This window comes from Paenibacillus sp. fava2, from assembly GCF_058313675.1.
Window position 1 is genome coordinate 1,748,622 of sequence record NZ_CM177755.1, and the last position, 24,707, is coordinate 1,773,328.

Consider the following 24,707-nt stretch of genomic DNA (forward strand, 5'->3'; position numbering starts at 1 on the left):
GGAAGTGAATGAAATGAACAGGAAAATTAAAAAAGATAGCATTGTAAATATAATGAATCTGACAAGCACCCAGGAAGGAATGTTGTTTCATTATATTAGTGATACAAACAGTGAACAATATCACGAACAGTTAAGTATAAAGATTTCAGGTGATTTGAATTTAGATTTACTGCAAAAAGCATGGGACTTAGTCATTAAATCGAATGAAATGTTAAGGACTATTTTTAGATGGAAAGGCATAGAAAAACCGGTTCAAATCGTGCTTAAAGAGCATGAAATGAAAATTAACTACTCCGATCTTACAATGGAGCTCGATCTAAACAAGCAATTGGAAAAGATTAAAGCTGAAGACTTAAATAATAGAATAGATATAATGTATGAAACTTTGAGGGTTTACCTGTGTAAGTTAACTGAGAACACTCATGAAATGATCATTAGCAATCATCACATTTTGTATGATGGCTGGAGTACCGGGATAATATTAAAAGAATTAATGGATACATATACTTCTCTATATGAGTCAAGCGATGTAAAAAATGAAAATAAAATAAGTTTCAGTGAATTTATTAAACATTTAAACAGTCTTGATAAAGAAAAAGAAAAACAATATTGGACCAATTATCTGAATAATATGGATGAGAAATCGGACTTTTTTAGTTGTAAAAAGGCAGGGACTAATAAAGAAGTAATATATACATTGAGTGAAAACAAAGTAAACGCAATTAAGGAATTTGCAAAGGTAAATAAGATTTTATTATCAGCGATATTATATGGGGCATGGGGAGTATTACTGAATAAATTAAGTAACTCTCAAGAAGGTCTATTTGGTACAACGGTATCAGGTAGACCGGAAAGCCTTAAATCAGTAGACAATATGATTGGATTATTTATCAACATCATACCGTTAAGAGTAAAATATGACTGTGACACTCAGCTTATTGACTTGATAAGAAATGTGAATTCGACTCTTAATGATCGAAAAGCATTCGAGAACACACCTTTAATTGATATAAAGGATTACACTGGATTGAAATTTAATGAGGAAATTTTCAACTCAATAGTTACTATTGAAAATTATCCCTTGGATGTTCACTTGAAAAAGGGAAATATTTTATCAATAGACAATTTCTCGATTAAAGAAAAAACAAACTACAACCTGTCCCTGGAGATAGTTACATTTAACGGGATTGAATTTAAGTTTAACTATAACAGTTTTTCATTAGATGACAGTCTAGCCGGGAAATTGGGAGGGGCCTTAGAAAGAATTATAGATGCTTTAATAACTGAACCTAATGTTAGATTAGAAAAGGTAAATATATTATCTGAAGAAGAAAAAAATCAAGTCTTATACGAATTCAATGATACTGTATCGGATTATCCATTTACTAAGACAATTCAGGAATTATTTGAAGCTCAAGTGGAGAAGAAACCCGACAACATCGCAGTAATATTTGAAAATGAAAATTTGACATATAGAGAGTTAAATGAAAGAGCAAACAGTCTTGCATGGGTACTAAGAGGTAACGGGGTTAAAGCTGATTCGATCGTGGGAATAATGACAGAAAGATCCTTTGAAATGATAGTAGGGATAATGGCGATATTAAAGGCAGGCGGAGCTTATCTGCCGATAGATCCGGGATATCCAAATGATCGAATAAAATATATGCTTGCAGACAGCGGAACGGGAATTTTGATTACTCAAGAGCATCTATTGAATAAGGTGGATTTCAAGGGCCTGAAACTAAATTTGAATGATGAAAAAACGTATTCATATCGTAAAAATAACCTGGAGAACATCAATACTTCAAAAAATCTGGCATACACAATCTATACATCGGGAAGTACCGGAAATCCTAAAGGGGTAATGATTGAACATTATTCACTTGTTAATAGGTTGCTGTGGATGCAAAAAAAATATCCGATAACCCCCGAAGATGTTATTTTACAAAAAACAACGTATATTTTTGACGTCTCCGTATGGGAGTTAATTTGGTGGTCACTGGTTGGGGCTAGTGTGTGCTTACTCCCTCAGGGTGGGGAGAAGGATTTGAAATTAATTACGGAGACCATTCAATCCAACAATATTACAGTTCTTCATTTTGTACCCTCTATGCTGAATCTATTTTTAGATTATGTTGAAAAGGAAAAAAAGCAAGAAAAAGTCCAAGGGATTAAACAAGTTTTCTCAAGCGGAGAAGCGCTTACTTTAAATCTTGTCAAAAGGTTTAATGATATTCTATTTAATGACTATGAAATGCAACTTTGTAATTTGTATGGACCGACAGAGGCAACTATAGATGTTACATATTTTGACTGCTCCCCTTTAGCTGATCTTCAGATGATCCCCATTGGAAAACCAATAGATAATATAAAACTATATATCGTAGATGAAAATTTTCATGTCCAGCCGATAGGAGTTAACGGTGAATTATGTATTTCAGGGGACGGGATAGCTAGAGGCTATCTTAATAAACCGGAATTGACAGCAGAAAAGTTTGTCGATAATCCATTTGAAGCCGGCACAAAGATGTATCGGACTGGAGATTTAGCAAGATGGCTGCCTGACGGAAATATTGAATACCTTGGAAGATTGGATCATCAAGTTAAAATTCGCGGATTTAGAATAGAACTGGGTGAGATTGAAAGATATATATTAACCTATGATGGAGTTAAAGAGGCTGTGGTTCTGGATCGGGAGGATGCATATGGGAATAAGTATCTATGCGCCTATATGGTCTCCGCGAATGAAGTAACTGTCGGAGGAATTAGAACCTATTTATCGGGAAAACTCCCGGAATATATGATTCCGTCCTACTTTGTACAGCTGGAAGCAATGCCGATTACACCTAATGGTAAGGCTGACAGAAAGGCCTTACCAGAGCCGGATGGAAGTGTAGCTACAGGAACAGCGTATGAAGCGCCGAGAAATGAAATGGAAGAGAAGCTGGCCGTGATTTGGAGTGAAGTATTAGGAGTAGACCGCGTAGGGATCGAGGATAACTTCTTTGAACTGGGAGGACATTCCTTAAAAGCAACTGTGCTTCTCTCCAAAATACATAAAGTATTCAATGTGGATATATCGCTTAGAGAAATGTTTATGGTGCCGACGATCAAAGGGATCAGTGAGTATATCACAAATATGGTAACAGTGAGCCGGTATGCCTCGATTGAGGCTGTGGAGAAACAGGAAAGCTATGAAGCGTCTTCGGCACAAAAGAGAATGTATTTGCTGCAACAATTTGACCTGAGGAACACGGGATACAATATGTCTGGAGCCCTGACGGTAGAAGGGCAACTGGATGTACAGCGCTTAGAGGTAACCTTCAACACCTTGATCCAGAGACATGAAACCTTGAGAACCTCCTTTGAAATGAGAGAAGACAAGATTGTCCAAATAATTAATGACCCGGTTGACTTCAGCCTGGAGCGTTATGAGGCGGATACAGAACAAGAAGCAGATGAGATCATCGGAGAATTTGTCAGGGCTTTTGATTTAAGCCAGGCGCCGTTACTGCGGGTGGGGCTAATCCAGCGGGAAGAGAACAGACATCTTCTGCTGTTCGATATGCACCACATCATCTCCGATGGGGTATCGATAGGAGTATTAATTGAAGAATTCGCGAAGCTCTATGAAGGCGATGAGCTGGAGCCGCTGCGGATTCAATATAAAGATTATGCGGTCTGGCAGAACAAGCTCTTACAATCGGAAGAGATGGAGAAGCAGAAGGAATACTGGATTGGGCGGTACAGCGGTGAAGTGCCTGTGCTGAACCTGCCGACCGACTATGCAAGACCGCTGATGCAGAGCTTTGAGGGAGATAGTATCCGGTTTGAGCTGGACCGGGAACTCACGCAGGGACTAAAGCGAGTAACCCGGGAAACAGGAAGCACGATGTATATGGTGCTGTTGTCGGCAGTAAACATCTTGCTGTCCAAATATAGCGGACAAGAAGATATTATAGTAGGAAGTCTAATAGCAGGAAGACCGCATAGCGACCTGGAGAATCTCATCGGAATGTTTGTGAATACGCTTGCCATGAGAAACTATCCGGGGGGAAATCTGAGCGTTGAAGAATTCCTTAGAGCAGTCAAGGAAAGTGCATTGCAGGCCTACGAGAACCAAGATTACCAATTCGAGGAATTGGTGGATAATATAAATTTGACTAGAGATATGAGCAGAAATTTATTATTCGATGTTATGTTTAAAATGCAAAACTTTAATTCAAAAGAGATTGAACTTGAAAACTTGAAATTTGGAAATTATAAACTGGATAATACTGTAGCTAGATTTGATCTGGAATTTTCAGCAAGTGAAATGAAAGATAACATTATCTTTCAACTGGAATATAACGCAAGATTATTCACGAGAGAAACGATTGAACGAATGGTACAGCATTATGTAAATATACTGAAGGCCATCACGGGGGACCGGAAAACCCGGCTGCAAGAGATCGGGATGCTGACAGAAGCCGAAAAGCAGAAGCTGCTCTACGAATTCAACGATACCTGCACGGATTACCCGAGAGACAAGACCGTAAAGCAGCTGTTTGAGGAGCAGGTAGAGCGGACACCGGAGCAGATCGCGGTGGTCTTCGAAGAGAAACAGCTCACCTACCGGGAATTAAATGAGCAGGCGAACCGGCTGGCAAGAACGTTAAGAGCCAAAGGGGTAGGGACCGATACGATCGTAGGCATCATGATGGAGCGTTCCCTGGAGATGCTAATCTCGATGCTGGGCATTCTAAAAGCCGGGGGCGCCTATCTGCCTATCGACGTGAAATATTCAGCGGACAGAATACATTATATTTTGGAAGATAGTTCCACCCCTATCGTAATCATAAAAGAGCAGTACCGGGAGCAATTGAGCGCGGGTGCTGGCCTTGAAGCCGTAGTGTTCACGAGCCTCGTAGGAAAAGACCAGCAGGCAGATAATTTGGAGCAGGCAGGGCAATTAAGCGATTTAGCGTATGTCATTTATACATCAGGCAGTACGGGCAGACCCAAAGGTGTCATGATCGAGCAGGCCGGCATGGTGAATCATTTATTTGCGAAGATCCACGATCTCGGAATTGACGAGACAAGTGTGATTGCACAAAACGCCTCCCATTGCTTTGATATCTCCGTATGGCAATTGCTGTCTTCGATTGTAGTGGGAGGCAACGTTGTCATTTATCCGGACGAATTGATTTTACACCCACAAGCGTTCATCCGGCGGGTGATTGAAGATCAAATCAGCATTTTAGAGGTTGTTCCGACCTACTTGTCGGCGATGCTGAATGAAATGAAGCAGTCCAGCGTGGAGCTGCCCTCCTTGAAATATATGCTGGTGACCGGAGAAGTCCTGCAGGGAAAAGCCACGAAAGAATGGTTTAGCTTGTATGACCATATCAAACTGGTCAATGCCTATGGTCCAACAGAGGCTTCAGATGATATCACGCATTTCGTGATCGATTCCGACTCTGAGAAGGATATCGTGCCTATCGGTAAGCCCGTGCAGAACATGAAAATCTATATCCTGAATCAGGGACAATTATGTCCTGTTGGAGTAACGGGTGAACTATGTGTTTCAGGGATTGGCGTAGGCAGAGGCTATCTGAATAAACCGGAATTAACGGCAGAAAAGTTTGTGGAGAATCCATTCGAAGCCGGTGCAAAAATGTACCGGACCGGGGATCTGGCACGATGGCTGCCGGACGGCAATATCGCATTCTTAGGCAGATCCGATTATCAGGTGAAGATCCGCGGATTCCGAATCGAGCTGGGAGAGATCGAAAGCAGCCTCCTGCATTACGAAGGCGTCAATGAAACGGTCGTAATGGACCGGGAGGATGCGCAGGGGAATAAGTATCTATGCGCCTATATGGTCTCCGAGCATGAAGTAAGCGTCGGAGAAATCAGGTCTTATCTATCTGAGAAACTTCCGGACTATATGATCCCGTCCTACTTTGTCCAGCTGGAAGCAATGCCGGTCACCCCGAATGGAAAGATAGACCGGAAAGCCTTGCCAGAACCGGACGGCGGAGTAACGACAGGAACAGCGTATGAAGCGCCGAGAAATGAAAGGGAAGAGAAGCTGGCCGGGATCTGGAGCGAAGTATTAGAGGTAGACCGCGTGGGGATCCAGGATAACTTCTTTGAGCTGGGAGGACATTCCTTAAAAGCGATGGTCCTTCTCTCCAGAATGCACAAAGCATGCGATGTGGAAATACCGCTTAGAGAGCTGTTCAAGTCTCCGACGATTCAAGGAATCAGTGAGTATGTCACAGGTAAGGAAACAGTGAGCCTGTATGCCTCGATTGAGGCTGTGGAGAAACAGGAAAGCTATGAAGCGTCTTCGGCACAAAAGAGAATGTATGTGCTGCAGCAGTTTGACCTGGAGAACACGGGATACAATTTGCCCGGAGCGCTGTCGATAGAAGGCCGGCTGGAGGTAGAACGCCTAGAGGCCACCTTCAACAGCTTGATCCGGAGACATGAAACCCTGAGAACCTCCTTTGAAATGAGAGAAGACAAGATTGTCCAAATTATAAATGATCATGTTGACTTGCTTCTGGAGCGTTACGAGGCGGATACAGAACAAGAAGCAGATGAGATCATCGGAGAATTTGTGAGGGCCTTTGATGTAAGCCGGGCACCGTTGCTGCGGGTGGGGCTAATCCAGCGGGAAGAGAACAGACATCTTCTGCTGTTCGATATGCACCACATCATCTCCGATGGGGTATCGATGGGCGTATTAATTGAAGAATTCGCAAAGCTCTATGAAGGCGATGAGCTGGAGCCGCTGCGGATTCAATATAAAGAGTATGCGGCCTGGCAGAACAAGCTCTTACAATCGGAAGAGATGGAGAAGCAGAAGGAATACTGGATCGGGCGGTACAGCGGTGAAGTGCCTGTGCTGAACCTGCCGACCGACTATGCAAGACCGCTGATGCAGAGCTTTGAGGGAGAAAGTATCCGGTTTGAGCTGGACCGGGAACTCACGCAGGGACTAAAGCGCGTAACCCGGGAAACAGGGAGCACGATGTATATGGTGCTGTTATCGGCAGCCAACATCTTATTGTCCAAATATAGCGGACAAGAAGATATTATCGTGGGCAGCCCCATCGCGGGAAGACCGCATAGCGATCTGGAGAACCTAATCGGAATGTTTGTGAATACCCTTGCGCTAAGAAACTATCCGCTGGGAGATCTGAGCGTTGAAGAATTCCTTAAGACAGTCAAGGAAAGTGCATTACAAGCGTATGAGAATCAGGACTACCCGTTCGACGAATTGGTAGAGCAGCTGGATATACCAAGGGATATCAGTAGAAATCCGTTGTTTGATGTTATGTTTACGATGCAAAATTTCGATACGGCGGAGATTGAGCTCAAAGAGCTGGTATGTAAGGACTACGGGCAGAAACAGAAAATAGCCAAGTTTGATCTGGAATTTATAACAAGTGAAATGAAAGAAAATATTATCGTTCAACTGGAATATAACGCAAGGTTATACACACGAGAAACGATTGGACGAATGGTACAGCATTATGTAAATATACTGAAGGCCATCACGGGGGACCGGAAAACCCGGCTGCAAGAGATCGGGATGCTGACAGAAGCCGAAAAGCAGAAGCTGCTCTACGAATTCAACGATACCTATGCAGATTACCCGAGAGACAAGACCGTGCAGCAGCTGTTTGAGGAGCAGGTAGAGCGGACACCGGAGCAGATCGCGGTGGTCTTCGAAGAGGAGCAGCTCACCTACCGGGAATTAAATGAGCAGGCGAACCGGCTGGCGAGAACGTTAAGAGCCAAAGGGGTAGGGACCGATACGATCGTAGGCATCATGATGGAGCGTTCCCTGGAGATGCTAATCTCGATGCTGGGCATTCTAAAAGCCGGGGGCGCCTATCTGCCTATCGATGTGAAATATTCAGCGGACAGAATACATTATATTTTGGAAGATAGTGCCACCCCTATCGTAATCATAAAAGAGCAGTACCGGGAGCAATTGAGCGCGGGTGCTGGCCTTGAAGCCGTAGTGTTCACGAGCCTCGTAGGAAAAGACCAGCAGGCAGATAATTTGGAGCAGGCAGGGCAATTAAGCGATTTAGCGTATGTCATTTACACATCAGGCAGTACGGGCAGACCCAAAGGTGTCATGATTGAGCAGGCCGGCATGGTGAATCATTTATTTGCGAAGATCCACGATCTCGGAATTGACGAGACAAGTGTGATTGCACAAAACGCCTCCCATTGCTTTGATATCTCCGTATGGCAATTGCTGTCTTCGATTGTAGTGGGAGGTAACGTTGTCATTTATCCGGATGAATTGATTTTACACCCACAAGCGTTCATCCGGCGGGTGATTGAAGATCAAATCAGCATTTTAGAGGTTGTTCCGACCTACTTGTCGGCGATGCTGAATGAAATGAAGCAGTCCAGCGTGGAGCTGCCCTCCTTGAAATATATGCTGGTGACCGGAGAGGTCCTGCAGGGGAAAGCCACAAAAGAATGGTTTAGCTTGTATGACCATATCAAACTGGTCAATGCCTATGGTCCAACAGAGGCTTCAGATGATATCACGCATTTCGTGATCGATTCCGACTCTGAGAAGGATATCGTGCCTATCGGTAAGCCCGTGCAGAACATGAAAATCTATATCCTGAATCAGGGACAATTATGTCCTGTTGGAGTAACGGGTGAACTATGTGTTTCAGGGATTGGCGTAGGCAGAGGCTATCTGAATAAACCGGAATTAACGGCAGAAAAGTTTGTAGAGAATCCATTCGAAGCCGGTGCAAAAATGTACCGGACCGGGGATCTGGCACGATGGCTGCCGGACGGCAATATCGCATTCTTAGGCAGATCCGATTATCAGGTGAAGATCCGCGGATTCCGAATCGAGCTGGGAGAGATTGAAAGCAGCCTCCTGCATTACGAAGGCGTCAACGAAACGGTCGTTCTGGACCGGGAGGATGCGCAGGGGAATAAATATCTATGTGCCTATATGGTCTCTGCGAAGGAAGTAAGCGTCGGCGAGATCAGGTCTTATCTATCTGAGAAACTTCCGGACTATATGATCCCGTCCTACTTTGTCCAGCTGGAAGCAATGCCGGTCACCCCGAATGGAAAGATAGACCGGAAAGCCTTGCCAGAACCGGACGGCGGAGTAACGACAGGAACAGCGTATGAAGCGCCGAGAAATGAAAGGGAAGAGAAGCTGACAGAGATCTGGAGCGAAGTATTAGAGGTAGACCGCGTGGGGATTCAGGATAACTTCTTTGAGCTGGGAGGACATTCCTTAAAAGCGATGGTCCTTCTCTCCAGAATGCACAAAGCATGCGATGTGGAAATACCGCTTAGAGAGCTGTTCAAGTCTCCGACGATTCAAGGAATCAGTGAGTATGTCACAGGTAAGGAAACAGTGAGCCTGTATGCCTCGATTGAGGCTGTGGAGAAACAGGAAAGCTATGAAGCGTCTTCGGCACAAAAGAGAATGTATGTGCTGCAGCAATTTGACCTGGAGAACACAGGATACAATATGCCTGGAGCGCTGTTGATAGAAGGCCTGCTGGAGGTAGAACGCCTAGAGGCCACCTTCAACAGCTTGATCCGGAGACATGAAACCCTGAGAACCTCCTTTGAAATGAGAGAAGACAAGATTGTCCAAATAATTAATGACCCGGTTGACTTCAGCCTGGAGCGTTATGAGGCGGATACAGAACAAGAAGCAGATGAGATCATCGGAGAATTTGTGAGGGCCTTTGATGTAAGCCGGGCACCGTTGCTGCGGGTGGGGCTAATCCAGCGGGAAGAGAACAGACATCTTCTGCTGTTCGATATGCACCACATCATCTCCGATGGGGTATCGATGGGCGTATTAATCGAAGAATTCGCAAAGCTCTATGAAGGCGATGAGCTGGAGCCGCTGCGGATCCAATATAAAGAGTATGCGGCCTGGCAGAACAAGCTCTTACAATCGGAAGAGATGGAGAAGCAGAAGGAATACTGGATCGGGCGGTACAGCGGTGAAGTGCCTGTGCTGAACCTGCCGACCGACTATGCAAGACCGCTGATGCAGAGCTTTGAGGGAGAAAGTATCCGGTTTGAGCTGGACCGGGAACTCACGCAGGGACTAAAGCGTGTAACCCAAGAAACAGGAAGCACGATGTATATGGTGCTGTTATCGGCAGCCAACATCTTATTGTCCAAATATAGCGGACAAGAAGATATTATCGTGGGCAGCCCCATCGCGGGAAGACCGCATAGCGATCTGGAGAACCTGATCGGAATGTTTGTGAATACCCTTGCGCTAAGAAACTATCCGCTGGGAGATCTGAGCGTTGAAGAATTCCTTAAGGCAGTCAAGGAAAGTGCATTACAAGCGTATGAGAATCAGGATTACCCGTTCGACGAATTGGTAGATCAGCTGGATATACCAAGGGATATCAGTAGAAATCCGTTGTTTGATGTTATGTTTACGATGCAAAATTTCGATACGGCGGAGATTGAGCTCAAAGAGCTGGTATGTAAGGACTACGGGCAGAAACAGAAAGTAGCCAAATTCGATCTAACCCTGTCGGCAGCAGAGGCGGGTGAAACGATTGAAATCGACGTTGAGTACAGCACGGAGCTGTACACGAGAGAAACGATTGAACGAATGGTACAGCATTATGTAAATATACTGAAGGCCATTACGGGGGACCGGAAAACCCGGCTGCAAGACATCGAGATACTGACAGAAGCCGAAAAGCAGAAGCTGCTCTACGAATTCAACGATACCTGTGCGGATTACCCGAGAGACAAGACTGTGCAGCAGCTGTTTGAGGAGCAGGTAGAGCGGACACCGGAGCAGGTCGCGGTGGTCTTCGAAGAGGAGCAGCTCACCTACCGGGAATTAAATGAGAAGGCGAACCGGCTGGCGAGAACGTTAAGAGCCAAAGGGGTAGGGACCGATACGATTGTAGGCATCATGGTGGAGAGATCAATAGAAATGATCGTAGGCATCATGGGAATCCTGAAAGCAGGGGGAGCCTACCTGCCGGTCGACCCGTCCTACCCGCAGGAAAGAATTGAATACATGCTGAAGGATAGTGGAAGCAAAGTGCTGCTGAGCAATACTGCTATAGCGGAAGCTATAGAGTATGCGGGAGAATTGATTGATCTGGCCGATGAGAGCTCATTCAATGAAAATCCGAATAATCCGGAGCCCATAAATGCCCCGAGCGACTTGGCCTATATTATTTATACTTCAGGAACAACAGGCAATTCTAAGGGAGTAATGGTTGAACATAGGAATCTGAATGCATATATATCTGCATTTTTAGATGAATTTGATCTAAGTGATGAAGATACCTTCCTCCAGCAGGCAACCTATTGTTTTGATGGTTTTGTAGACGAGGTATATCCGGTACTTTTTACTGGCGGTAAATTTGTTATATGCAATAAATACGATGCCCTAGATATTCAGAAATTGGAGCATATAGTTACTAAACATAATATTAGCATGGTAAGCTGCTCTCCTTTATTTTTAAATGAGTTAAATAAGAGTAACAATCTAAGCTCTATACACACCTTTATAAGTGGAGGGGATATTTTAAAAACAGAGTATTTTAATAACTTAATAGGTGGCGCCAAAGTATATAACACATATGGCCCAACCGAGACTACCGTATGCGCAACCTATTATAAATGTGAAATTAATAATAAGAATAATATACCTATAGGAAAACCTATTTCAAACTATAGAGCATACATTTTGGATCAGGAGAGAAATCTGCTTCCGATAGGTGTTGCCGGAGAGTTATATATAGCCGGACATGGGGTAGCCAGGGGATATTTGAATCACCCTCAATTAGTTAAAGAGAAATTTGGTGAAAGCTCCGTTGAGCCTGGAGTAATGATGTACCGTACAGGTGACCTTGCAAGATGGTTGTCAGATGGGAATATAGAATTTTTGGGCCGAGTAGATCATCAGGTTAAGATCCGCGGATTCAGAATAGAGCTTGGAGAGATAGAAAGCAGAATATTAACGCATGGTGACGTGAGGGAAGCCCTTGTTCTGGACCGTAAGGATAAAGAGGGGAATAAATACCTTTGTGCGTATGTAGTATCGGAACAGGCTTTATCAATAGGAGAGCTAAGAACATATCTATTAAAGACGCTTCCGGAGTATATGATTCCAGCCTACTTCATAAGCTTAGACGAAATGCCGGTCACATCAAACGGGAAAGTAGACAGAAGGGCGCTACCAGAACCTGATGGCAGTATGATGACAGGAAAAGAGTACGAAGCACCGGGAAATGAGATAGAAGAGAAGCTGTGTTCAGTTTTTGAAGAGGTACTTGAGAGAGCACAAATAAGTATAAATGATAGCTTCTTTGAGCTTGGCGGCGATTCGATAAAAGCTATACAAATAGCATCGAGATTATATAATTATGGATTAAAATTGGAAATTATTGATATATTCAAAAATCAAATAATAAAAGAAATTGCACAACATGTTGAACCCTTAGAAATAGTATGTAATCAAGGGACTGTGGAAGGGAATGTTCTCCTTACTCCTGTTCAAGCACAGTTTTTTGAAGAAAGTGATGTAGATGCACACCATTGGAACCAATCAGTAATGCTTTACAGAAAGGAACGGTTTACTGAAGAAATAGTCAAGGCAGTTTTTGAGAAGATTGTTCAACACCATGATGCTTTAAGAATGGTTTACGAGACGACACATAAAAATGTAATCCAATTCAATCGGGGCAATGATGGTGAAGTATATGATTTTGAAATCTTTGACTATAGAAAAAAAGAAAACTGTAAAGAAGAAATGGTGAGGAAGTGCAATGCGCTACAAGCGAATATGAATCTTAATGTTGGTCCTCTTTTAAAGGTTGGACTGTTTAAAGCAGATGATGGAGATCATATGGTAGTAATAATTCACCATCTGGTAGCAGATGATATGTCATGGAGAATAATACTTGAAGATTTTTCATTAGGCTATCGTCAGTATATTAATGGTGAAGAAATCAGGTTCGCCGATAAGACTAGTTCATACCAAGAATGGGCACAGAGGCTGAAGGAATATTCTTTAAGCCGAGGACTCCTAAAAGAAATTGTGTATTGGAAGCAGATAGAGGCTGATGAAATTAAGCCACTGCAAAAGGAATATGAATTTAGCGTGAGTACAATAACCGGTACAAGGAAATTGGAGATTGTATTCTCAACAGAACAAACAGATGCGTTATTACGGAAAGTTAACTCAGCGTACAATACTGAAACAAACGATCTGCTGATCGCAGCTTTAGGGTTAACTATTAAAGATTATATGAAGCAAAACAAAATAATTATAGATTTTGAAGGGGATAGAAGGGAAGCTGTTTTGAAAAATGTCGATATATCCAGGACTGTTGGATGGTTCACATCACAATATCCAATAGTACTAGATATGACAAAATCCGAGGATATAGCTTATGTAATTAAAAGTGTTAAGGAGAACCTAAGGCATGTTCCTAATCAGGGACTAGGCTATGGGATACTGAAATATCTAACAGATAAAAATCAGTTAGATGGATTGATTTTTAGACAAAGGCCTGAAATTAGTTTCAACTATTTAGGGGAATTTGATCAGAGTATACCAACAGATCTATTTACAATATCCAGTATAAATAATGGGAACTCAGTGATTAGCGGGCATAAAATATTACCGGGCCTGAGTTTTAAGGGAATTGTTATAGAGAATCAATTAAATATATCAGTCGAATTTAACACCGGTAATTACTCTGAGCATACAATGCAGAATATCTTAGAGGGCTACAGAGAGAGCTTAAATACAATAATTGACCACTGCGCCTTGAAGGAAGGAGTAGAACTAACACCCTCTGATCTTGGGGATGATGAATTAACGCTAGAAGAACTTGAGTATTTGAGTAGTTTTGGAGGCGAAGAATAATGGGGATGAATCCGAATATTAAAAATATCTACCCGTTAACATCTATGCAAGAGGGGATGTTGTTCCATTCGCTATATGATGAGCATGATTCATATTTTACAAGCGATGTACTCACCATAAATGGACAACTGGATGTGGATGTTTTTGAGAAAAGCTTCAATATACTGATTGAGCGATATGACATATTAAGAACAGTGTTTGTGTATGAAAATCTAAGTAAGCCAAGGCAAATCGTTTTTAAGAATAGGAATGCCAAGATATATTTTGAAGATGCAACGGAACTGGGGAATGAGAAGAAGAAAAAGTATATTGAAACGCTAATTGAAAATGATAAGAAAAAGGGCTTTAATCTTTCCAAAGATATTTTAATGAGAATATCCGTACTAAAAACAGAAGAAGAGGAGTATATGATGATGCTAAGTCATCATCATATACTTATGGACGGATGGTGCATGGGCATCATCATCGGTGAGTTTTTCACAATTTACAATGCTCTTAAAAAAGGAAGTAAACCAAACCTGAAGCCAGTATATCCATATTTGAATTATATTAAATGGCTGAATAATCAAGACAAAGAAGAGGCCAGGGAATATTGGAAAGAATACCTTGAAAATTACGATAGTAATGCAATTGTTCCTTGTAGCAAGCGTAAGAAGAACGGTTCCGGCTACTTATTAAACAAACTATGCTTCAGTTTAGAGGAAGAGTTAACAACCAAAATAAAAGAAGTGGCGAAGGCGAATAGGGTTACTGAATACACCGTAGTTCAGGCTATATGGGGAATACTTCTTCAGAAATACAACAATACGAGCGATGTCGTATATGGGTCTGTAGTTTCAGGTCGAAATCCTGAAGTTGAAGGAATTGAAACAATGGTGGGGCTATTTATTAATACTGTCCCTGTCAGGGTGAAATGTGACGAGTCTATGAAATTCAAGGATATACTTAAGAAATTGAATACTGAGTCTATTTTGGCGACAAAATACAGCTATTATCCGCTACATGAAATACAAGCTTCTTCAAATCTGAGGAATGAATTAATTAATAATATAATTGCTTTTGAAAACTTTCCAGTGGGAAAAGAAGTGAAAAGTAACAGCCAGGATGGTTCTTTGGGATTTACGGTGGAAAATATAACATCCAGTGAACGCACAAATTATGATTTTAATATTACCGTCTTTATGGAAGGTACGCTCAATTTAGAATTCTTGTTTAATGAGGCTGTATATGATCTGAAAACGATTGAAGCTATAGGCCGGCATTTTGAAAATATAGCAAAGTGCGTGGTGGAAAATGATTCAGTATTAATCGAACATATTGAGATCATTGGAGAAGAGGAAAAAAACAAGATTTTGCTTCAGTTTAATGACACTAAAGAAGAGTATCCAAGAGAGAAAACGATACATGAATTATTTGAAGAACAAGTAGAAAAAACGCCCGATCATATAGCTGTGGCATTTGAAAATGAGAACTTAACTTATAAGGAATTAAACGATAAGGCAAATACACTTGCAAGAGTATTAAGAACCAAGGGTGTAGTCTCAGATACGATAGTTGGAATCATGGCACAACCTTCTCTGGATTTGATATTGGGAATAATAGCGATTCTTAAGGCGGGTGGCGCGTATCTCGCGCTAGATCCAAGCTATCCGAAAGAAAGAATAGAATATATTCTGAAAGATAGTTCCAGTATATTGCTATTGAGTGAAAAAGAGATAGATAAAAATATAGTATTTGATGGTGAGACTATAGAACTGTCTGGAATGGGCATAGCTTATACAGAATCAAACAATCTGAATATCATTAATCATTCAAACGATTTGGCATATGTTATCTATACATCCGGAACGACTGGTCGTCCTAAAGGGGTAATGTGTGAACACCGGAATATTGTTAGATTGGTTAAAAATACGAATTATATAGCTTTTAAAGAAAATGATAAAATTCTTCAAACCGGGTCCATGGTATTTGATGCTTCAACTTTTGAAGTTTGGGGAGCTTTATTGAATGGATTAGAATTACATATATGTCGGAAAGAAACTATTATTTATCCGCAACTTTTAGAGGAGCTTGTAACCGGGGAAAATATTACAATTTTATGGTTAACCTCTCAGTTGTTTAATCAAATAGCTGAACAGAGTATAACGATCTTCAAAAAGCTGAGATGTTTATTGGTTGGCGGGGATGTTTTGTCAACTAAGTATATTAACCTTGTAAGAAGAGAATGTAGTGAACTTGAAATTATAAATGGATATGGGCCAACTGAAAATACAACTTTTTCAACCACTTATTTAATAGAGGAAACAGCTGAGACTAATATACCGATTGGCAAGCCTATATCAAATTCACAAGCTTATGTAGTAGATAAAAACTATATGCTTATGCCTATAGGGTTTTATGGAGAATTATGCGTTAGTGGAGATGGGCTTTCAAGAGGCTATCTGAATAAACCGGAATTAACAGCAGAAAAGTTTGTAGAGAATCCATTCGAAGCCGGTGCAAAAATGTACCGGACCGGGGATCTGGCACGATGGCTGCCGGACGGCAATATCGAATTCTTAGGCAGAGCCGATTATCAGGTGAAGATCCGCGGATTCCGAATCGAGCTGGGTGAGATTGAAAGAAATGTATTAGCTTATGATGGAGTCAAAGAGGCTGTGGTTCTAGATCGGGAGGATGCGCAGGGGAATAAATATCTATGCGCTTATATGGTCTCTGCGAAGGAAGTAACCGTCAGAGGGATTAGAACCTATTTATCAGGGAAACTTCCGGACTATATGATCCCGTCCTACTTTGTCCAGCTGGAAGCAATGCCGATCACCCCGAATGGGAAAATTGACCGGAAAGCCTTGCCAGAACCGGACGGCGGAGTAACGACAGGAACAGCATATGAAGCGCCGAGAAATGAAAGGGAAGAGAAGCTGGCCGGGATCTGGAGCGAAGTATTAGAGGTAGACCGCGTGGGGATCCAGGATAACTTCTTTGAGCTGGGAGGACATTCCTTAAAAGCGATGGTCCTTCTCTCCAGAATGCACAAAGCATGCGATGTGGAAATACCGCTTAGAGAGCTGTTCAAGTCTCCGACGATTCAAGGAATCAGTGAGTATGTCACAGGTAAGGAAACAGTGAGCCTGTATGCCTCGATTGAGGCTGTGGAGAAACAGGAAAGCTATGAAGCATCTTCGGCACAAAAGAGAATGTATGTGCTGCAGCAGTTTGACCTGGAGAACACGGGATACAATTTGCCTGGAGCGCTGACGGTAGAAGGCCTGCTGGATGTAGAACGTCTAGAGGCCACCTTCAACAGCTTGATCCGGAGACATGAAACCCTGAGAACCTCCTTTGAAATGAGAGAAGACAAGATTGTCCAAATTGTAAATGATCCGGTTGACTTGCTTCTGGAGCGTTACGAGGCGGATACAGAACAAGAAGCAGATGAGATCATCGGAGAATTTGTGAGGGCCTTTGATGTAAGCCGGGCACCGTTGCTGCGGGTGGGGCTAATCCAGCGGGAAGAGAACAGACATCTTCTGCTGTTTGATATGCACCACATCATCTCCGATGGGGTATCGATGGGCGTATTAATCGAAGAATTCGCGAAGCTCTATGAAGGCGATGAGCTGGGGCCGCTGCGGATTCAATATAAAGAGTATGCGGCCTGGCAGAACAAGCTCTTACAATCGGAAGAGATGGAGAAGCAGAAGGAATACTGGATCGGGCGGTACAGCGGTGAAGTGCCTGTGCTGAACCTGCCGACCGACTATGCAAGACCGCTGATGCAGAGCTTTGAGGGAGAAAGTATCCGGTTTGAGCTGGACCGGGAACTCACGCAGGGACTAAAGCGTGTAACCCAAGAAACAGGAAGCACGATGTATATGGTGCTGTTATCGGCAGCCAACATCTTATTGTCCAAATATAGCGGACAAGAAGATATTATCGTGGGCAGCCCCATCGCGGGAAGACCGCATAGCGACCTGGAGAACCTGATCGGAATGTTTGTGAATACCCTTGCGCTAAGAAACTACCCGCTGGGAGATCTGAGCGTTGAAGAATTCCTTAAGGCAGTCAAGGAAAGTGCATTACAAGCGTATGAGAATCAGGATTACCCGTTCGACGAATTGGTAGAGCAGCTGGATATACCAAGGGATATCAGTAGAAATCCGTTGTTTGATGTTATGTTTACGATGCAAAATTTCGATACGGCGGAGATTGAGCTCAAAGAGCTGGTATGTAAGGACTACGGGCAGAAACAGAAAGTAGCCAAATTCGATCTAAACCTGTCGGCAGCAGAGGCGGGTGAAACGATTGAAATCGACTTTGAGTACAGCACGGAGCTGTACACGAGAGAAACGATTGAACGAATGATAGAGCATTATGTAAATATACTGAAAGCCATCACGGGGGACCGGAAAACCCGGCTGCAAGACATCGGGATGCTGACAGAAGCCGAAAAGCAGAAGCTGCTCTACGAATTCAACGATACCTGTGCAGATTACCCGAGAGACAAGACTGTGCAGCAGCTGTTTGAGGAGCAGGTAGAGCGGACACCGGAGCAGATCGCGGTGGTCTTCGAAGAGGAACAGCTCACCTACCGGGAATTAAATGAGCAGGCGAACCGGCTGGCAAGAACGTTAAGAGCCAAAGGGGTAGGGACCGATACGATCGTAGGCATCATGATGGAGCGTTCCCTGGAGATGCTAATCTCGATGCTGGGCATTCTAAAAGCCGGGGGCGCCTATCTGCCTATCGACGTGAAATATTCAGCGGACAGAATACATTATATTTTGGAAGATAGTTCCACCCCTATCGTAATCATAAAAGAGCAGTACCGGGAGCAATTGAGCGCGGGTGCTGGCCTTGAAGCCGTAGTGTTCACGAGCCTCGTAGGAAAAGACCAGCAGGCAGATAATTTGGAGCAGGCAGGGCAATTAAGCGATTTAGCGTATGTCATTTATACATCAGGCAGTACGGGCAGACCCAAAGGTGTCATGATCGAGCAGGCCGGCATGGTGAATCATTTATTTGCGAAGATCCACGATCTCGGAATTGACGAGACAAGTGTGATTGCACAAAACGCCTCCCATTGCTTTGATATCTCCGTATGGCAATTGCTGTCTTCGATTGTAGTGGGAGGCAACGTTGTCATTTATCCGGACGAATTGATTTTACACCCACAAGCGTTCATCCGGCGGGTGATTGAAGATCAAATCAGCATTTTAGAGGTTGTTCCGACCTACTTGTCGGCGATGCTGAATGAAATGAAGCAGTCCAGCGTGGAGCTGCCCTCCTTGAAATATATGCTGGTGACCGGAGAAGTCCTGCAGGGAAAAGCCACGAAAGAATGGTTTAGCTTGTATGACCATATCAAACTGGTCAATGCCTATGGTCCAACAGAGGCTTCAGATGATATCACGCATTTCGTGATCGATTCCGACTCTGAGAAGGATATCGTGCCTATCGGTAAGCCCGTGCAGAACATGAAAATCTATATCCTGAATCAGGGACAATTATGTCCTGTTGGAGTAACGGGTGAACTATGTGTTTCAGGGATTGGCGTAGGCAGAGGCTATCTGAATAAACCGGAATTAACGGCAGAAAAGTTTGTGGAGAATCCATTCGAAGCCGGTGCAAAAATGTACCGGACCGGGGATCTGGCACGATGGCTGCCGGACGGCAATATCGCATTCTTAGGCAGATCCGATTATCAGGTGAAGATCCGCGGATTCCGAATCGAGCTGGGAGAGATCGAAAGCAGCCTCCTGCATTACGAAGGCGTCAATGAAACGGTCGTAATGGACCGGGAGGATGCGCAGGGGAATAAGTATCTATGCGCCTATATGGTCTCCGAGCATGAAGTAAGCGTCGGAGAAATCAGGTCTTATCTATCTGAGAAACTTCCGGACTATATGATCCCGTCCTACTTTGTCCAGCTGGAAGCAATGCCGGTCACCCCGAATGGAAAGATAGACCGGAAAGCCTTGCCAGAACCGGACGGCGGAGTAACGACAGGAACAGCGTATGAAGCGCCGAGAAATGAAAGGGAAGAGAAGCTGGCCGGGATCTGGAGCGAAGTATTAGAGGTAGACCGCGTGGGGATCCAGGATAACTTCTTTGAGCTGGGAGGACATTCCTTAAAAGCGATGGTCCTTCTCTCCAGAATGCACAAAGCATGCGATGTGGAAATACCGCTTAGAGAGCTGTTCAAGTCTCCGACGATTCAAGGAATCAGTGAGTATGTCACAGGTAAGGAAACAGTGAGCCTGTATGCCTCGATTGAGGCTGTGGAGAAACAGGAAAGCTATGCAGCGTCTTCGGCACAAAAGAGAATGTATGTGCTGCAGCAGTTTGACCTGGAGAACACGGGATACAATTTGCCCGGAGCGCTGTCGATAGAAGGCCGGCTGGAGGTAGAACGCCTAGAGGCCACCTTCAACAGCTTGATCCGGAGACATGAAACCCTGAGAACCTCCTTTGAAATGAGAGAAGACAAGATTGTCCAAATTGTAAATGATCCGGTTGACTTGCTTCTGGAGCGTTACGAGGCGGATACAGAACAAGAAGCAGATGAGATCATCGGAGAATTTGTGAGGGCCTTTGATGTAAGCCGGGCACCGTTGCTGCGGGTGGGGCTAATCCAGCGGGAAGAGAACAGACATCTTCTGCTGTTCGATATACACCACATCATCTCCGATGGGGTATCGATGGGCGTATTAATTGAAGAATTCGCAAAGCTCTATGAAGGCGATGAGCTGGAGCCGCTGCGGATTCAATATAAAGAGTATGCGGCCTGGCAGAACAAGCTCTTACAATCGGAAGAGATGGAGAAGCAGAAGGAATACTGGATCGGGCGGTACAGCGGTGAAGTGCCTGTGCTGAACCTGCCGACCGACTATGCAAGACCGCTGATGCAGAGCTTTGAGGGAGAAAGTATCCGGTTTGAGCTGGACCGGGAACTCACGCAGGGACTAAAGCGCGTAACCCGGGAAACAGGGAGCACGATGTATATGGTGCTGTTATCGGCAGCCAACATCTTATTGTCCAAATATAGCGGACAAGAAGATATTATCGTGGGCAGCCCCATCGCGGGAAGACCGCATAGCGATCTGGAGAACCTGATCGGAATGTTTGTGAATACCCTTGCGCTAAGAAACTATCCGCTGGGAGATCTGAGCGTTGAAGAATTCCTTAAGACAGTCAAGGAAAGTGCATTACAAGCGTATGAGAATCAGGACTACCCGTTCGACGAATTGGTAGAGCAGCTGGATATACCAAGGGATATCAGTAGAAATCCGTTGTTTGATGTTATGTTTACGATGCAAAATTTCGATACGGCGGAGATTGAGCTCAAAGAGCTGGTATGTAAGGACTACGGGCAGAAACAGAAAGTAGCCAAATTCGATCTAACCCTGTCGGCAGCAGAGGCGGGTGAAACGATTGAAATCGACTTTGAGTACAGCACGGAGCTGTACACGAGAGAAACGATTGAACGAATGGTACAGCATTATGTAAATATACTGAAGGCCATTACGGGGGACCGGAAAACCCGGCTGCAAGACATCGGAATACTGACAGAAGCCGAAAAGCAGAAGCTGCTCTACGAATTCAACGATACCTGTGCGGATTACCCGAGAGACAAGACTGTGCAGCAGCTGTTTGAGGAGCAGGTAGAGCGGACACCGGAGCAGGTCGCGGTGGTCTTCGAAGAGGAGCAGCTCACCTACCGGGAATTAAATGAGCAGGCGAACCGGCTGGCGAGAACGTTAAGAGCCAAAGGTGCAGGTCCAGATACGATTGTAGGCATCATGGTGGAGAGATCAATAGAAATGATCGTAGGCATCATGGGAATCCTGAAAGCAGGAGGAGCCTACCTGCCGGTCGACCCGTCCTACCCGCAGGAAAGAATTGAATACATGCTGAAGGATAGTGGAAGCAAAGTGCTGCTGAGCAATACTGCTATAGCGGAAGCTATAGAGTATGCGGGAGAATTGATTGATCTGGCCGATGAGAGCTCATTCAATGAAAATCCGAATAATCCGGAGCCCATAAATGCCCCGAGCGACTTGGCCTATATTATTTATACTTCAGGAACAACAGGCAATTCTAAGGGAGTAATGGTTGAACATAGGAACGTTATCAGACTAATGTTTAATGATAACAATCCCTATGACTTTAATTCGAATGATGTTTGGACAATGTTTCATTCATTTTGTTTTGATTTTTCAGTATGGGAAATGTATGGAGCGCTGCTGTATGGAGGGAAACTTGTATTAGTATCTAAAGAAACTGCGGCTGATTCAGAGGAGTTTTTAAAGATACTAAAAAAAGAGGCTGTAACCATACTAAATCAAATACCAACTCCATTTTATGGACTAATGAATCAGGAATTAAAGTGTAGTGATAAGCAGTTAAAATTGAGATATGTAATATTCGGTGGAGAAATGCTAAAGCCGGAGGCTTTAAAAGGATGGATTGAGAAGTATCCTGAAATAAAAATAGTAAATATGTATGGGATAACAGAGACCACTGTACATGTTACTTATAAAGAGATAACGATTAGGGAGATGGAACGAGGGATTAGTAATATTGGCAATCCTATTCCGACATTAGCTGCATATATAATGGATAACCATTTAAAACTCCAGCCAATCGGGGTAGCCGGAGAAATTTGCGTGGGTGGAGAAGGAGTTTCCAGAGGCTATTTGAACAGAAAAGAGCTAACCGAAGAAAAGTTTCTGAAAAATCCGTATAAATTAAATGAGACAATGTACAGATCGGGTGATTTGGGCAGAATTCTTTCAAACGGAGATATAGAATATTTAGGAAGATTAGACCATCAAGTTAAAATTCGCGGATTTAGAATTGAACTTGGCGAAATCGAAAGCAGCATCCTAACTTATGAAGGAATTAAAGAGACGGTCGTACTGGATCGAAGGGATGTGCAAGGGGATAAGTATCTTTGCGCCTATATCGTATCGGAGAAGGAATTAACAATAGGAGAGCTAAGGGCGTATTTATTGAAGAGACTTCCGGAATATATGATCCCATCCTTCTTTGTACAACTGGAAAGAATGCCAGTGACGACTAATGGGAAAATAGACAGAAAAACATTACCGGAGCCGGATGGAAGTATAGCAACAGGTACAGCGTATGAAGCACCAAGAAATGAAATAGAAGAGAAGCTTGTAGATATTTGGAGAGAAGTATTAGAGGTCGAGATTATAGGGATTAATGATAATTTCTTTGAACTGGGAGGCCACTCCTTAAAAGCAGTACAAGTAGTTAGTTTAATACAAAAGAACTTTGGTATGAAGCTCTCTTTGAAAGAAATATATAGCCTTCCTAATATCTCATCTTTGGCTGGGAGAATTAAGAGCAGTGGAAGTCAAGACTCCATTTATAACGAGATCGTACCTTTGCCAAAGCATGGATTCTATGAACTGTCCTACGCTCAAAAGAGGTTATGGATTCTAAATCAGCTGGAACCAAACAGTCCGGCCTATAATATGTCAGAATATTTCACATTATTTGAAGAGGTGAATCTCTCCGCTATACAAAATGTATTCAACACTCTTCTACAAAGACATGAAGTATTTAGAACTCGCTTTATCGATGCTGATGAAGTTGTTCAGATCATTGATGAACAGGTTAATTTCAATATTGAAACGGAAGATCTGTCTACTTTAGACCAAGAAGAAAGATTTAAGGGAAGAAGAAGAGCATATGAAGAAATGTCTACCAGATTATTTAATCTAAATGAAGGACCGCTCATTTATGTAAAGGCAGTTAAAATTACCGAGAATGAGTATGACTTGATTTATTGCATGCATCATATAATTTCTGACGGTTGGTCATTAGAAGTATTAAAGAAGGAATTTTTCTTATTGTATGAAGCTAATAAGCAAGGAAAACATTATAAGCTAGAACCTTTGAAAGTACAATATAAGGACTTTGCGGCATGGCAGAATCAGTTAATTGGAAGTAAGGAAATGACACAGCCGGCTAAGACATTTTGGTTTAAGCAGCTAAGTGGAGAAGTTCCGATTCTAAAATTACCAGTAGATTATCGAGCGAATAATCAAAATAAAAAAGAGAGCAGCGGATATAGAATTATTCTTACGGAAGCAACAAAAGATAAATTAAAAGAACTGGCCCAAGAAAATGGTATTAGTCTTTTTGTGGTAATGCTAACCACATTTAATTTCTTTTTATCTTCTCTGACAAAACAAAGAGATATATTAATCGGAACTGCGACATTTGGTAGAGAACATGCGGATTTACAGAATGTAATAGGGTATTTTATAAATACCACCATTCTTAGGAATGAAATGGATATGAAAGAAAGCTTCATTGAATTAATGAAAAAAATAAATGAAAACACATTGTGCGCGTTAGAATATCAAAGCTATCCCTTGGAATTAATTGCAGATGAAATGAAAATTAAATATCCAAAGATATCCGCCTTTTTCAACATGTTGAATATGGGGGGGAGTACTAAGGAGTACATTAATGATTTTAGTTTCAGTCATATTGAAAGAGTACAAGATACTAAATTTGAGTTAGTCTGGTATGTTACTGAATACGCAAATGGAATAGAAGTTATGTGTAATTACCTCGCGGGTTTGTTTGAACCTTTAACAATTGAATATATGATGCAAAAATATATATTGCTGTTGGATAAGGTGCTAGCAGATCCTAATAAGTTACTGGAAGAATATGTTGTAGATAAGGCTAAAAGAAAAATCTAAGTAACATGTAACCATCCCGTGAACTGTAGCATTTT

Annotated in this window: 2 protein-coding genes; both read left to right on the forward strand. The window is 42.9% G+C overall.

What is annotated here, in order from left to right; all coding sequences use genetic code 11:
• The first annotated feature begins 13 nt into the window (after window positions 1-13).
• The gene (locus AC4G46_RS07560) at window positions 14-13,927 is read left to right on the forward strand and encodes an amino acid adenylation domain-containing protein (RefSeq protein ID WP_491127381.1); all 13,914 of its coding nucleotides are present in this window, start codon (window positions 14-16) and stop codon (window positions 13,925-13,927) included.
• Window positions 13,927-24,672: a non-ribosomal peptide synthetase gene (locus AC4G46_RS07565; RefSeq protein WP_491127382.1), complete on the forward strand. Its 10,746-nt coding sequence runs from the start codon at window positions 13,927-13,929 to the stop codon at window positions 24,670-24,672. Before AC4G46_RS07560 ends, AC4G46_RS07565 begins: the two co-directional genes overlap by 1 nt.
• Window positions 24,673-24,707: the final 35 nt, after the last annotated feature.